Source organism: Ruegeria sp. CDSB013 (assembly GCF_059611165.1).
In genome coordinates this window covers 1-13045 of sequence record NZ_JBXWPA010000009.1, presented here as the reverse complement: position 1 = coordinate 13045, position 13045 = coordinate 1, and the positions used below count along the sequence as shown (strand labels likewise).

14 protein-coding genes are annotated in these 13045 nt (G+C 52.1%); 4 read left to right on the top strand and 10 right to left on the bottom strand.

The window, feature by feature from the left end; genetic code table 11:
• Positions 1-486: 486 nt before the first annotated feature.
• Positions 487-1008: a hypothetical protein gene (locus tag AC2FJF_RS15315; protein ID WP_010443845.1), complete on the top strand. Its 522-nt coding sequence runs from the start codon at positions 487-489 to the stop codon at positions 1006-1008.
• A 211-nt stretch (positions 1009-1219) separates the two neighbouring features.
• Here the strand turns inward: AC2FJF_RS15315 and AC2FJF_RS15310 are convergent, their stop codons facing one another.
• Entirely contained in the window at positions 1220-1480 is a 261-nt protein-coding gene (locus AC2FJF_RS15310; RefSeq protein WP_496726159.1) for a hypothetical protein, read from the bottom strand.
• Positions 1481-1626: 146 nt separating this feature from the next.
• Positions 1627-2613 carry an adenylate/guanylate cyclase domain-containing protein gene (locus tag AC2FJF_RS15305; RefSeq protein WP_496726158.1) on the bottom strand — a complete coding sequence of 329 codons (987 nt, stop codon included), beginning with the start codon at positions 2611-2613 and terminating at the stop codon, positions 1627-1629.
• Positions 2614-3005: 392 nt separating this feature from the next.
• Here AC2FJF_RS15305 and AC2FJF_RS15300 point away from each other — a divergent pair, with 392 nt between their 5' ends.
• The gene (locus AC2FJF_RS15300; RefSeq protein WP_170383373.1) at positions 3006-3320 is read left to right on the top strand and encodes a hypothetical protein; all 315 of its coding nucleotides are present in this window, start codon (positions 3006-3008) and stop codon (positions 3318-3320) included.
• 211 nt (positions 3321-3531) lie between these two features.
• Here the strand turns inward: AC2FJF_RS15300 and AC2FJF_RS15295 are convergent, their stop codons facing one another.
• Positions 3532-4023, bottom strand: a complete 492-nt coding sequence (locus AC2FJF_RS15295) for a P-loop nucleotide/nucleoside kinase family protein (protein ID WP_282119692.1) — start codon at positions 4021-4023, stop codon at positions 3532-3534.
• Between the two features lie 16 nt (positions 4024-4039).
• A complete protein-coding gene (locus tag AC2FJF_RS15290; RefSeq protein ID WP_496726157.1) occupies positions 4040-4939 on the bottom strand; it encodes a LysR family transcriptional regulator in 900 nt (299 codons plus the stop codon).
• A gap of 96 nt (positions 4940-5035) precedes the next feature.
• Between AC2FJF_RS15290 and AC2FJF_RS15285 the strand changes: the two genes are divergently transcribed.
• Entirely contained in the window at positions 5036-5683 is a 648-nt protein-coding gene (locus tag AC2FJF_RS15285) for a class I SAM-dependent methyltransferase (RefSeq protein ID WP_496726156.1), read from the top strand.
• Positions 5684-6177: 494 nt separating this feature from the next.
• Here the strand turns inward: AC2FJF_RS15285 and AC2FJF_RS15280 are convergent, their stop codons facing one another.
• The 6 genes from AC2FJF_RS15280 to AC2FJF_RS15255 are packed head-to-tail and all read right to left on the bottom strand — an operon-like array spanning position 6178 to position 11804.
• Positions 6178-6969, bottom strand: a complete 792-nt coding sequence (locus AC2FJF_RS15280; protein ID WP_058277033.1) for an SDR family NAD(P)-dependent oxidoreductase — start codon at positions 6967-6969, stop codon at positions 6178-6180.
• A gap of 21 nt (positions 6970-6990) precedes the next feature.
• Positions 6991-7788 carry an SDR family NAD(P)-dependent oxidoreductase gene (locus AC2FJF_RS15275; RefSeq protein ID WP_058277032.1) on the bottom strand — a complete coding sequence of 266 codons (798 nt, stop codon included), beginning with the start codon at positions 7786-7788 and terminating at the stop codon, positions 6991-6993.
• Complete coding sequence (locus AC2FJF_RS15270) at positions 7785-8603, bottom strand: ABC transporter permease (protein WP_282169969.1); 819 nt, start codon at positions 8601-8603, stop codon at positions 7785-7787. Before AC2FJF_RS15270 ends, AC2FJF_RS15275 begins: the two co-directional genes overlap by 4 nt.
• Before the next feature lie 9 nt (positions 8604-8612).
• Positions 8613-9464, bottom strand: coding sequence for an ABC transporter permease (locus tag AC2FJF_RS15265; RefSeq protein WP_282169970.1), 852 nt, complete (start codon positions 9462-9464; stop codon positions 8613-8615).
• Positions 9465-9486: 22 nt separating this feature from the next.
• Positions 9487-10644 carry an ABC transporter substrate-binding protein gene (locus AC2FJF_RS15260; protein ID WP_058277121.1) on the bottom strand — a complete coding sequence of 386 codons (1158 nt, stop codon included), beginning with the start codon at positions 10642-10644 and terminating at the stop codon, positions 9487-9489.
• Positions 10645-10682: 38 nt separating this feature from the next.
• On the bottom strand, positions 10683-11804 hold the full coding sequence (locus tag AC2FJF_RS15255) for an ABC transporter ATP-binding protein (RefSeq protein ID WP_058277029.1): 1122 nt from the start codon (positions 11802-11804) through the stop codon (positions 10683-10685).
• Between the two features lie 127 nt (positions 11805-11931).
• Here AC2FJF_RS15255 and AC2FJF_RS15250 point away from each other — a divergent pair, with 127 nt between their 5' ends.
• Complete coding sequence (locus AC2FJF_RS15250) at positions 11932-12756, top strand: helix-turn-helix transcriptional regulator (RefSeq protein ID WP_282169971.1); 825 nt, start codon at positions 11932-11934, stop codon at positions 12754-12756.
• The last annotated feature ends 289 nt before the right edge of the window (positions 12757-13045 follow it).

The window sequence follows — 13045 nt, the reverse complement described above, 5'->3', positions numbered from 1 at the left end:
GTTTCCCGAGCACCTTCTCAAAATTGGTTAGTGGCTTATATCTGTTGGTCCATTTTTTGGATCTATTCCAAGCAGTTATTTAAAAAGAATCCACGTGATGGAAAATACTTCTGTACATGCATAGACGAGCATATGTAGTTCTGTTTTCGGCGCAGCCTTTAGTCTTTTCCAGACACGAACCAAAGAAATTAGCGAAAAAACCCACGGTCGTTAAAGGGATGGAAGACGACCGTGGGTAGCAGTTAGGGGTATGATGTGTACGAAACCATCATGAGTTTGGATCAAAACTCCCACAAAAGCTTTGTATTTTGAAAGAAGAGCTTACGAGTTTTTTCAGGCTATAGGCGTTCACTGACGCTCCCCTGTGCTTTTCGAGGAGCTGTTTGCGGAAAACGCTTTCACACTTGAAATGAATTCACATCGCGATATTTGACTGCGTTGCGTCGAGATTGGCTTTACGACGCTTTTTCTTTTTGGGAGGACTATATGAAACATGCTGCCATTTTTGCCGCCGTGGCAATCTCCGCTTATGCAACTGTTGCCGCTGCCAAAGACCCGGTTCCGGCAAGTAGCGACAACTTCGAGATTTACAGTGAGGTTGAAGGCTGGACGGTTTATGCTGACAACGACTCTGGTACATGCCTGATAGAAAAAGTCTTCGAGAGCGGGAACGTCATGCAAATGGGTCTAACCAAAAACCAAAAACACGGTTACTTGGGAGTATTCACGCAAGCTGACATCGACATCAAAAACCGTCAAAAAATAGAAATAGCAATTGACGACTTCGTGTATGAAGGTCGTGCAAAAGGCATAAAAAGCAAGAAGCTAGCGGATGACTACTCTGGTGGTTATATCGTTGTAAAGGACGCAAATATGGCGACTGCCGTGGCCGAAGGACAGACCTTGATCGCATTTCCAAAGAAGTCCGCAAATTTCATTGTGGACCTAACCGGTACGAAGAAGGCTATGGAAGAAGGTCGCAAGTGCAACCTTGCACTTGCCAGCTAACTTAGGCCGCTACTCAACCCCAAAAAGTTGAGTTGCCTTTTTGTCAAACCCTTACGTGGCCCCGCAGTTTGCGGGGTCATTTGTTCTTCGTTTTTGTCTCTTCACCTCAAGCTTCAAGCTTATGGTTATCCAGCCCGAACTGGCGCGGGCGTTGTCTGGAAAACGACGATTTTTGGTTTATCCAAGTGAGTGGCTAGATCGAGTGCTACCTTCAAACAAGGCAACGCGGTTTTTTATTGCCCGTGTCTGCTTTGTCCGCAAAGCGGTCGCTCATGCCGAGTGCAGCGAAAGACTGCATTGAGCCCAAAGCAGACGTGGAGAAAAACGGCGATATGTGATAGCCAACAGGGAATAATTCACTGCTGAGTGCCAAATGGTTTGCAACCCCGTACCTAAGAAAGTCACCCATATTCCGGATTTCTTTGCCCTTGCTACCTGTCCATTTTGCCGCGATCAGCAGGTTGTTTCCCACCGTGATTTAAAGAGCAAGGGCAGGCCAATTGATGGAACTGCGGAGTGGGTGTGTTCACTTTGCAAGGGCATTCCGCGAAAAGGGCAATTTGATTGAATTATCCCCCGGGGGCGGGGCTGATCTTCGAGGTCATACCCAGCGAGCAGCTATCGCCTCCATTGCAAACGGTAGACTGTGTGATCATCTGGAAGTCCTTTGAGGACCAAAGATCGTGCGGCCGCAAATTTGAACTCGTGATTTCCCCCAACTATGGCTCTCGTCACATCCGACACTAGAATTTCACCCGGATTGGCCGATGAAGTTATGCGAGCCGCTTTGTTGACCACGGTTCCGAAGAAGTCGCCACGCGCCAAAACAACGTCGCCGGTATGAATGCCAACTCGTAGGCCCAAGCGCGGTTCCACATCGCTCAAAGCCACGGCTTCCTGTATTTTGATCGCCGCCAGAAGCGCTTCAGTCGCTGATTGGAAACTGGACAATGTCCCGTCTCCCAGCGACTTCACGAATTGCCCCCGATGTGTTGCGACAATACTCTCAACAGTCTGAAAATGCTGATCTATCAACGCCGACCAACCCTGATCTCCCATGGCCGCCGCGAGCATCGTACTGCCTTCGACATCAGTAAACAGCACCGAGGCCAAACCTTCTGCCTGAAGCAATTCCGGACCTTCTTCGAGCGCAGCTTTCACAAGAGTTTGAATGGCTAACTGTTCGCTACCTACAAAATCTATATTTGGGTAGGGAAGAGAGGCGTGACGATTAATGATCTTCCATGACGCACCCTCTAAGACGAATACCAGCACCGTGCGGACGATGTAATCATCTCGAAGCCCGGGAAACCCAACCCGATGTAGAAAAGCAGACCAGCCCGTCTCTCCGTTCTCGAAGGCTTCGGCTTCGAGAACTTCCCACACATCCGGCTCTGGCATTTCGCCGATGAATTCGCCGACTCCATCGCGGACAACCTGACCTTTCCAAAACTCATTCTCGCCAGTTCCAATGAAGCGCAGATCGACCGAGTCGGAAAGGTAGTCCTTCAAAACGTGCGTATTTAGGGTCCTGATCGCCTCAAACCAGCGTTCTGTAACAGCAAGTATCTCAGGAGAAGCCTTGACCACAACTGTTACTCCCAACACAGGCGAAACAAGCGCAAAGTAAATTCGTCGATCTGGAATTAGCCGTACTGAACTCTACCACCTTTATGCTGCCCACGCACAAGCATGTAATCAAGGAAGAAGATGGTAGAGGCGCCAAGCACACCTTGGACCATGCAGACCTGAGACAGAGTTGTTGAAGCTCCGTCTCGCCGGCGCACTTAGGGCTTGCTTCGAGTTTCAGCTTTGTCCGCCTCGCGGTCGCTAGCGAAGTTTCGGCGAATGACCAAACCGAGCACGAAACGTCCTATTAGGCCACTGACAATATCTGTAGTTTTGACTCCTGCAAATTTGAAATTTGCTTTGTGAATTAGGTCACATCTCAATGAGTTTCATTCTGATATTTTGTTGGTATCGAGGGAGATTTAATCATGAACATGGTTGCTGCACTCGCACTGCTATCTGCTCTTTTTTATTGTATTGCTATGGTCGCCATGAAGTCATGGTGGACACTACCCAGCCTGGGCGTGGCAACCATAATCGCTGTTGCCTTACTGACAGCCGGCGCATTCGAAGTTGCTGCTCTGGGGCATGAAAAACTGGGGCTGATTTACGTGGCTGTAATGGGAGCTGAAGTCATAATTTTGGGTGTAGTCTCACATTTTTTCTTCGAAGAGGTGTACTCAGTCAAAGAAGCTGCCGGGATGGCACTAGTTCTTGTTGGAACAGCTGTCGCCTGGACTTAGCCCTTCGATTTCACAACGATCTTGCTGCTCAGCGACCTCTTTGAGCGCCCCTATAGTTCGCATAGCAGACATTCACGTTTCTTAAGTTTAGGTCTGCCATCCGTCCATAAGCGGATATCTGACCAAATGACTACGATGTCCGCGTTGAGCCCAAAGCAGTCGTTCATCCGTCGATGCAGAGTAGGTGCTCGAAACATGTTTGGTGCCGCCGCTACTGACGGTGAGTTATGATGTTAAAACCTTCTTCGGGTGATGGTGGCACGAAATGCCGCGCAATACGGCGATATTGATCTTCTGTTGGTGCAAAGGCATGCGCGCCTTCTCTGTTGCGCTTATGCAGCCGGTGCAGACAAACCTCATCTGGCAAATCCAAAAAGTGAAGGTGGTGCTGCGCAGTAGTGTCTTTCAGCAAGTCGCGCATCCAAGCTCTATTTTCAATTGTGTTAGCTGGAAAATCGAGAACCACTGAAACGCCAGCCTTCAGCAAATAAGCCACGTGACGCCCCATGACCGGTCGCAGTTTCAAAGCGCAATTCACGTAGTCCTGCAGGGACTTCATCTGGTCGCCAAACAGGGCGCTAAGCCATTCATCTTCCGAAATGAGCACGACTGCGTCTCTTTTCGCTAGTTCCGCTGCCAGCGTAGATTTTCCAGAAGCGACTTTGCCGCATAGCAAGTGAAGCGTTGAAATAGCCTGTGACATAGAACGAACTCCCGGATTACCTGATGGTCCCTGCGCTAAGTTGGTCCGCCAGTTGATCAAACACCAACCTGATCCTTCGTGCGGTATGTAACTCGGAGTGTGTCGCCAGCCAAATCGGGAACTTAAACGGCTCGCGGTCGGGGAGCACGCGCTCCACACCAGGTGTTAAGGCAGCCACATCATCCGACATTACACTTATGCCAAAACCTTGGCGCACCAGTTGCCAGGATACAATCCCGCTTTGTGAGCCAATCCTGAAGCTCTTTCGTGCTACTTTAATGCCCGCCGGATCGAGAAAACCGATCATCGTGTCGATGTCGCCAAACCCGACAAAGTCCAATTTCGCAAGTTCGTTTTCATTTTTCGGCCGTCCCACCTGATCAAGGTACGAAGGTGCTGCGTAAAAATGGGCCGTTGCCTCGGCGACAAGCTTTGCTGTCAGATCCGGCTGAGTTGGACGCACATGTCGGATTGCGATATCAGCCTCACGTCGCTGTAGGTCTCGTATGTCATTTGCAGCAACGATGTCGATCTCTAGTCGCGGTGCCGCAAGTCGGATCGTTTTCAGTATAGGTGGCAGCTGATAAGCAGACATCACATCGGACGCAGTAATCCTGACTTGCCCTTCAACAGCTTGCGACTGGCTTGTCGCAGTAAGAGAAATCCTGTTCGCCACATCCGCCATTTCTCTGACATGCAACAAAAGCTCGGCGCCAGCAGTCGTCAAATTAAGCGACTTGCCGACTCTTTCAAACAGGGTGATGTCAAGGGCCGTTTCCAGCGCAGCAACTTGACGGCCAACAGTGGGTTGAGTTTGCTCAAGAACGCGTGCCGCTGCAGAAAACGAGCCTTCTTCGGCTGTCGCAAGAAAGGACCGTACCTGGTTCCAGTCGAAATTGATTGCCTTCCAGTTCATGCATTTATGCATAACACTTCTGCAAATTGTGGCAATTCCATAAATGATTGTTTGGAAGTAAAGGATACGGCAACAACCTTTTTTGAGAGTAATGAAATGACTGCTTTGTCCAAGGATGCCGCGTTCTGGAGCAAAATCTCGCAAAAGTACGCGGCAGACCCAATCCGCAACATGGAAGGGTATCTGAAAACACTCGAGCTTACGAAGTCCTACCTGAAAGCGGAGGACATCGTACTGGAAATCGGGTGCGGGACGGGTTCAACCGCGCTGCTGCTTGCACCGCATGTCGCCCATGTCACTGCCACGGATCTCGCTCCGGGCATGATCAAGATTGCCGATGAGAAGCGTGCTAAAGAAGGATTGGAGAACGTCACTTTCAAGGTGGCTGAAGTTCTTGAGCACGGTTTAGATGAAGGTTCTTACGATGCGATCTTGGCGCATAATTTGCTTCATCTTCTGCCCGATTTGGACCAAGCGCTCGAGCACATTTCCGCGCTTACAAAACCCGGTGGGCTTTTTATATCCAAAACCGTCTGCGCACCTGAGAGCGGTGGTTTCAAGTATGCGATGATCAGTCGGATCGCCATCCCAGTCATGCAGGCTCTTGGGAAAGCCCCGTTTGTGCATTTTGTGTCTGGATCAATGCTTGAAAGGAAAATCGCGTCCGCAGGCTTCGACGTGCATTATACTTCTGATCAAGCCTCAATGCTCCAGAGCCGCTATATTGTCGCGCAAAAATCTTGAAATTTTAGTTCGTTTAGCTGCATCCGTTGAAACGATCTTTGCGTAAACTTGCACGATACTTTCATACTGGAAGGAACGGAGTTAACTCGGTCTGCTTGTACCTTAAGAGTGTTGTTGCGAAAGGCCGTTTTGTCCGCAAAGCGGTCGTTCACGCCGAGTGCCGCGAATGACTGCTTCGAGCCCAAAGCGGAAGTGCTCCATCTCTGAACCAAGCAGGCGCAACAAACTATTCGCCGAAGTCACCAGCTGCGTCGCAGAAAGAAAAGCGGCCATTCATTCAAAGCGCAGCGAACTTTGGTACGTCGATGTCTGAGTTGCGGACTTTCCCGACCTTCGGCTGAAATGCTCCAGAAGCCGCATCCGGCCCATTGCAGTCATTCGTCGTGAAAGTTCTCGCCGCATTGCGGCTCCACCGATCCAGCCATTCGCTGCGCCGCCAAAGTGATCGTGCAACTCAAAGTCCGATGGTCATGATTGTCCTATTCGCTTGGCATTTAACCTTTTGCGTACCAGCCGTTGTCAACATAGGTTGCATTGCCGTTCACAAAGCTGGCCTCATCAGATGCAAGAAAAACCACCGCCGCGGCCACTTCCTCTGGATAGCAAATGCGTCCCTGCGTTGCCGCCATCCCAGAGTCTTCCCATTCCTGTCCGGCGGCGTCCAACTCTGCTATTTCCTTGAGGCCATGCGCCGTTTCAACAAACCCAGGGCAGACCGCGTTACACCGGATGCCCGCATCGCGATATTCGGTTGAGATCGTGCGCGCCAGTTGAAGAACCGCGCCTTTTGACATGCAGTAGACTGACTCCAACGCATAGCCCAGTTCAGCCGCAATAGACGAAGTAATCACGATTGAGCCGCCGCCATTTGCGCTCATGTCCTGAACCGCACGACGGCAGGTCAGAAAGGCCGATTTCACGTTTACATCCATCAACCAGTCATATTCTTCTTCGCTGGTTTCATGCATCGCTTTGACGATGATGGTTCCTGCGTGATTGAACAGGACATTATAGGGTCCAAAGGCTTCAAGGGCAGCGTCAAAGGCAGCATTGATCTCGGCGTCCTTGGTGACATCAGCATGAAAAAATGCCGCCTCACCACCTGTGTCGCGGATCATGTCGACTGTTTTCCGACCCTCTTCATTCTTGATATCAAAGATGCTGACCTTGGCACCTTCTTCGGCAAACATCAGCGCGGTGGCCCGCCCCATTCCAGTGGCTCCCCCTGTAATCACGGCAACTTTTCCCGCGAGGCGGCCATTGGGTGTCTTGAGGCTATTGGTCATATTGGTGCTCCGTACAGAAGTTCAGATGCATTCTCCGCCATCGATGACCAGCGCATGGCCCGTCATAAAGGTGGACATGTCGGAGGCCAGAAACAGGATTGAATCGGCCATTTCTTCGGTCGTGCCCCAGCGTCCCATCGGAATGGTTTCAGACACGTAGTTTTCTAGCTTTTCGCGCCCGCCCATTTGCACTTCGAAACCGGCGTTAAACGGCGTGTCGATAAAACCCGGACACAGGGCGTTAAAACGAACATTGTGTTTGGCATAATCTGCGGCCATCTGACGGGTCATGGCGACCACTGCATGCTTGGTAGTGGCATAGGCAATCATTTCGCGGTCGTATTGCACACCCGAGTTTGACGAAGTGATGATTACACTGCCACCTCCCTGCTCGCGCATGGGACCCACCGCAGCGCGAGCCGCGATAAAATGCGACCGCACGTTCAATCGCCAGGACATGTCCAAACCTTCAACGGGCACCTGCTCAAGGTTGCCTTCAACCTGATAGCCAGCGTGAGAGTGCAGGACATCAAGGCGCCCGTAAGCTTTGACGACTCTGTCGACCTCGGCTTTGACTGCCTGATCGTCGGTGACATCTAGCCCTCTCGAGGCCGCCACCAGCCCCTCGCCATGTAAGTCTTCGACCACATGCGCAGCCTTGTCGGCGTCCAGATCTGTCACAATAACTTTGGCGCCATGACGGGCCATGGCCATTGCCCCTGCCCGGCCAATTCCTGATCCGGCGCCTGTCACCAGAACAACCTTGCCGCCGAGTATCGGAAAAGGTCGGGCCTTAAGAGATTTTTCTGCAAGGGTCATCGGGACTTTTTACCTCCGCGTTGCAGCAACAACTGGGCGGTAATCAGCAGTAACAGAGACACGCCCATCACCATCGTTCCAATCGCGTTGATTTCAGGTGTCACACCGCGTCGGATGGATGAGAACACATAGATCGGCAGCGTCGTTTCTGAGCCCGCCACAAAGAACGCGATGATGAAGTCGTCGAAGCTAAAGGTGAAGCTCAGCAAAAAACCCGCCAGGATGGCCGGAAAGATCATCGGCAATGTCACCTGTCGGAACGTTCCCATCGGCGTGGCGTAGAGATCCGAAGAGGCCTCGGTCAGCGCGCGATCCATCCCCGCGAGCCGTGCCCGTACGATAATTACCACAAGCGCCATCAGGAACATCGTGTGGGCGGCGATCAGCGAGCCGATGCCCATGCGCAGCTTTGGCGGCTTGAACCCGTCCGGCCAAATCGCCGCAATCAGCGGGTTCAGTTGGTCAAATACGGTGACCAGCCCGATCAAAGTGGCGATCCCAATTACAATGCCGGGGATCATCACCGCAACATAGATCAGCAGATCAAAGGTAGCTCGCACGGGACCACGAATGCCCTGCAGGGCGACGGCGGCCATGGTGCCAAAGACGCTGGCAAACAGCGCCGAACAAAATGCCACGATCAGGCTGGTTTCCAGCGCGTCCATCACGAACGGATTGGACAGCGCCTTGCCATACCATTTGGTTGAGAACCCCTGAAGCTGGCTCGCGTGTCGACCGGCGTTAAAGCTGAACAGGGCGATGACACCGATAGGAATGTAGAGAAAAAGGTAAACGCAGATTGCATACAGTCTCATCGCATAGCCTCACATAATCGATACGTCTTCACGGCTTGCGCCGAGGCGGCTAATCAGCCGCATGTAGATCGTGACGGTAATCAGCATGACGACCACAAGGGTGACAGCAACCGCCGACCCATAGGCCCAGTTGCGTGACTGCAGGAACAGGTCGACCAGTGCATTGCCAACAAAGAACACTTTGCCACCGCCCAGCAGAGCCGGGATCAGGTATTCGCCCATCAACAGGATAAAGACGAGCATGCAACCAGTCGCAATGCCGGGCACCGAAAGCGGGAGCGTGATCTGAAGAAAGGTCTTCCACGGCTTTGCGCCCAGATCAGACGACGCCTCGAGCAGGCGTTTGTCGAGTTTGTCGAGGCTGACATAGATTGGGAACACCATCAGCGGTAGATACCCATAGATAATCCCAACCAGCACCGCAAACGGCGTGTTGATTAGGCGTAGTCCCTCAATTCCGACCCATTCGAACAAGGCAGGTATCCCGCGTCCACCCAGCAGGAAAATCCAAGCGTAACTGCGGATCAGGATCGACGTCCAGAATGGCACGATCACCAGAACCAACAGGATGGTTTTCCACCTCGGAGTCGTTTTGACAGCGAGAAAGTAAGCCAGGGGATAGGCGATAAGCAGCGCCGCCATGGTTCCTAACGGCGCCAACGTCATCGTATTTTTGAACGCTGCCCAGCGTGCAGGAAGGTTGGTGTATTGTTCCAAAGTGAGAGCGAGCTCAACGCCACCTGACGAGGCTCGCTCTCCAAAGCTAAAGATGAAGACAACTGTTAACGGAATGATCAGCATCACGAGGAACCAAGTTCCCGCAGGTGCCAACAACAACCAGTTGCGTGTTCTATTCGTCATGTTGTCTTCACCTTAGTTCAGATCAGGCCGACTTGAACCGAGCCATCAGCTCGGCGCGGTTCGGATCGGTCAGAGTGACTGCGGCCCCGAATTCCAGTGGGCTCAAAAGCTCCTGAGCCGGGAAGATAATCGGATCATTCTTCAACTCTTCGGGCAGTTGATCATATGTTCGGGAATCTGCCGTCGGATAGCCGTGCGCCAGCACTTCTTTGACGTTAACATTCGGATCCAGCATGAAGTTGATCAACGCATAGGCCGCTGCCTTGCGCTCGGAGCTTTTGGGGATCGCCCAGTAATCGCTCCAGATTTCGCCGCCCTCTTTGCCAAGCACATAGGCGATCTCGGGTATGTCGGTGTTCAGCTGCTTGCCGTCGCCGGACCAGCAGATGGTCAACCAGGCATCCCCATTACGCATACCCGGCTGATAGTCCGACGTAATGGCAAACAGATGTGGCTTCACGTCAATCAGCAGTTTCTCGGCATCGGCCAGCTCTTTCTCGTCAACCGAATTGAACGAATAGCCAAAGGCGTTCAGGGCGCTGCCAATCGTGGTCAGCTGATAGTCGTGCACGATGGTACGACCCGAGAACTTGCCCATGGTGATATCAAAGAACTCTCGCCATGATGAAATCGCATTTCCACCATTGTGCTTAGTGTTGACGGCCATGCCGGTCGATCCCCAGTTCTTGGGAACACCATAGAGCTTACCGTTGACTGAACCTGCCTCGGCGTAGCGCGCATCAAAGGCCGACGCATCATAGTTCGGCAACATCGACGTATCCAACGGTTCGATCAGATCCTCTTTGACGTAATCTTCAAACGTGTAGTTGGTGGGCACATAGACATCCCAACCGGTGGCACCGGCCTGCAACTTGGCTAGCATTTCTTCGTTCGAGCCAAAGACGTTGACCTGCACATGTGCGCCGGTCGCCTCAGTAAAGGCGTCAAAGTTGGCCAGATCATGATAGTTCGGCCATGTAGCCAGAACCACGCGATCACCAATATCGCCAGCATATGCAGGTTGTGGGCGCAAACCGGGCACCGAGGCCCCCATCACAGCCGCTGCCGCACCAAGGCCGGTTACATTCAGGAAATGGCGCCGCGTGATTGAGCCTTTCCGGTAGCTTTCCAGCTTCTCCATGAACTCCTTCTTGGAGATATGGTCGATGGTCTTTGTCATTTTCTTTACTCCCTTTTGCATGGTTGTTGTGGACGTCGTTAATTTCGGTCGAGAATGAGCGCCGCCGATGTCTCCCACGAGACCAGGGCTTTGTCGCGGACGGCAAAAGCACCTTCGCTAAGGTCCGCCTGACGCGGAGCGAGTACGAGGAAGTCACCAAGGGTTTCGTGCGTCACCAGGTATTCAGTGTGTTCGCCAAGAAAAATTCGGTTGTGGACTTCGACCTCAAGACCTTTGCCCTGACGGCGCAGTTTCATTTGTTCAGGGCGCACGCTAACGCACACCTCCTGCCCGTCGACAAGACCATCACCGGGCATGCCCTGTATCCGCATTCCATTGTCCAGAAGCACCTCAGACAAGCCGTCCGTCGAACGCTGAAGTTTGCCATTAAAGAAGTTGGACGTGCCTACAAAATCAGCGACATAGCGAGAATTTGGGCGATCATACAACTCTTGCGGGCTACCGATCTGCACAATTCTGCCGTCCCGCATGATGCAAATGCGATCGCTCATCGATAGTGCCTCTTCCTGGTCGTGTGTCACCAGTACAAAGGTGATACCCAACTGGCGTTGCAGATCCTGCAGTTCGATCTGCATCTCCTTACGCAACTTGCGATCAAGCGCGGCCATGGGTTCGTCCAGCAACAGGAGTTTGGGCTCATTGATGATAGCGCGGGCCAGGGCCACGCGCTGTTGCTGGCCGCCTGACATCTCCCAGATCTTGCGATCCTCAAAGCCTGCCAGTTGCACCACATCAAGGGCTTTGCTCACCCGTTCCGAAATCTCTGCCTTTGGTATGCGCGGGCGGATCTGGCGTAACCCGTACCCGATATTTTGCGCCACGGTCATATGTGGGAACAATGCATATTGCTGAAACACCATGTTCACCGGACGGTGGTGCGCTTCGAGCGTGTTCACCACCTTTCCATCCAGCAACACATCCCCTTCGGTGGGGGTTTCGAAACCTGCCAGCATCCTCAAAGCTGTTGTCTTGCCGCATCCGGACGGGCCTAGAAAGGAAAGGAACTCGCCCTCGGCAATCGAAAGGTTCAAATCACTGGCGGCCAACACTTCGCCAAAGCGCTTTGTCACTCCACGCAGTTCTGCGATCGGTTTTTTGCCAGCTGGCTCAACCTCGCCAACATATCCCCCGTTTTCCATTTATTTCTATCTTTTTCCGATTTGTTGACTACTATCTATATTGGAAAAACTGTAAGAAAAACTTGTTTCAGTGTATATACCATGTTTTTAGTATATCAATCTGAATAGCAGGGCGCGGAGGAGGATCATGAAAGCTTTGTACGAAGCAACCGGCACGCTCATTGACGCTATCGGCTCAGAGAGCTTTGCACAAACCTTGTCTGATACGCTGAGGCAGATCACCCCGTTCGATTACACTGTTGTATTTGGATATTTTGGCCAAGCCCGCCCTTTGGATTTGTATGACGATTTCCCAAAAAATAAGCGCAAGGTCTTTGTTGAGGACTATCAGGAAGGCCCATACTTGCTTGACCCATTTTATCTTGTTTGCGAGACCGATTTCGTTCCCGGACTGCATCGAATTCGCGATCTGGCACCGGACAGGTTTTTTCAGGGCGAATACTATCGCAGCTATTATGCCCGAACCGGGCTTGCGGAAGAAATGGGCTTTGTGATCCGGCTTCCTGAATCCGCCAGTGTGGTTGTTTCCGTGATGCGTGAGCAAAAGGCTTTTTCAGCCAAGGATTTCCGACAACTCAATGAGTTTTGGCCCATTGTGCAGGCGACATGCAAAAGACACTGGGACGATCTTGCCAACCGGTTTGGATCTGTTGAAGGCGAGGTAGCAGATGATGATCTTTATCAAAGCGTGGCCCTTGCTTTTACCAATTTCGGACAGGGTGCCCTGACACCAAGAGAACGCCAGGTCGTCGAATACACGCTCAAAGGTCATTCCGCAGACGCTGTGGGGCGCATCCTCGAAATTTCCCCCGGCACTGTGCGTATCCACCGAAGGAATGTTTATTCAAAACTGCAGATCCGATCTCAAGGTGAGTTGTTTTCGAAGTTCATAGATGAATTGGTTTCGGGCGGACACTCATCGTTGTCGTCCAAATCACTGAACGCTAACTGAAGCCGATCGCCTTGGAGCGTACTTGCTCCAACTTCTTTTCACGAACGGTGAAGGCGAGGCAGAGCCCCTGCAAAACATAAAAACGTCTGAGTGTTCTGTGGGGTGTGAAGAAAGCATGCTCCATATTCGAACGGGACGCCTCCTGAGGCCTCATTCATCCATCTCGAGTGACCGCTTTTCTATTTTGGCTTGCATTTCATGCGCCTGCAGCGAATGACATGGTGTGATCGCGGTGGTCGCTCTCCTTGGGCAAACGAGGCCTGATATTATCAGCCTCACCAATCAAAAG

Bases quoted from the DNA above. Each gene is read 5' to 3' on its own strand.
- AC2FJF_RS15295 (WP_282119692.1), bottom strand. From the start codon at position 4,023: ATGTCACAGGCTATTTCAACGCTTCACTTGCTATGCGGCAAAGTCGCT.
- AC2FJF_RS15275 (WP_058277032.1), bottom strand. From the start codon at position 7,788: ATGACCCTTGCAGAAAAATCTCTTAAGGCCCGACCTTTTCCGATACTC.
- AC2FJF_RS15260 (WP_058277121.1), bottom strand. From the start codon at position 10,644: ATGACAAAGACCATCGACCATATCTCCAAGAAGGAGTTCATGGAGAAG.
- AC2FJF_RS15290 (WP_496726157.1), bottom strand. From the start codon at position 4,939: ATGAACTGGAAGGCAATCAATTTCGACTGGAACCAGGTACGGTCCTTT.
- AC2FJF_RS15270 (WP_282169969.1), bottom strand. From the start codon at position 8,603: ATGAGACTGTATGCAATCTGCGTTTACCTTTTTCTCTACATTCCTATC.
- AC2FJF_RS15265 (WP_282169970.1), bottom strand. From the start codon at position 9,464: ATGACGAATAGAACACGCAACTGGTTGTTGTTGGCACCTGCGGGAACT.
- AC2FJF_RS15315 (WP_010443845.1), top strand. From the start codon at position 487: ATGAAACATGCTGCCATTTTTGCCGCCGTGGCAATCTCCGCTTATGCA.
- AC2FJF_RS15300 (WP_170383373.1), top strand. From the start codon at position 3,006: ATGAACATGGTTGCTGCACTCGCACTGCTATCTGCTCTTTTTTATTGT.
- AC2FJF_RS15285 (WP_496726156.1), top strand. From the start codon at position 5,036: ATGACTGCTTTGTCCAAGGATGCCGCGTTCTGGAGCAAAATCTCGCAA.
- AC2FJF_RS15280 (WP_058277033.1), bottom strand. From the start codon at position 6,969: ATGACCAATAGCCTCAAGACACCCAATGGCCGCCTCGCGGGAAAAGTT.
- AC2FJF_RS15250 (WP_282169971.1), top strand. From the start codon at position 11,932: ATGAAAGCTTTGTACGAAGCAACCGGCACGCTCATTGACGCTATCGGC.
- AC2FJF_RS15255 (WP_058277029.1), bottom strand. From the start codon at position 11,804: ATGGAAAACGGGGGATATGTTGGCGAGGTTGAGCCAGCTGGCAAAAAA.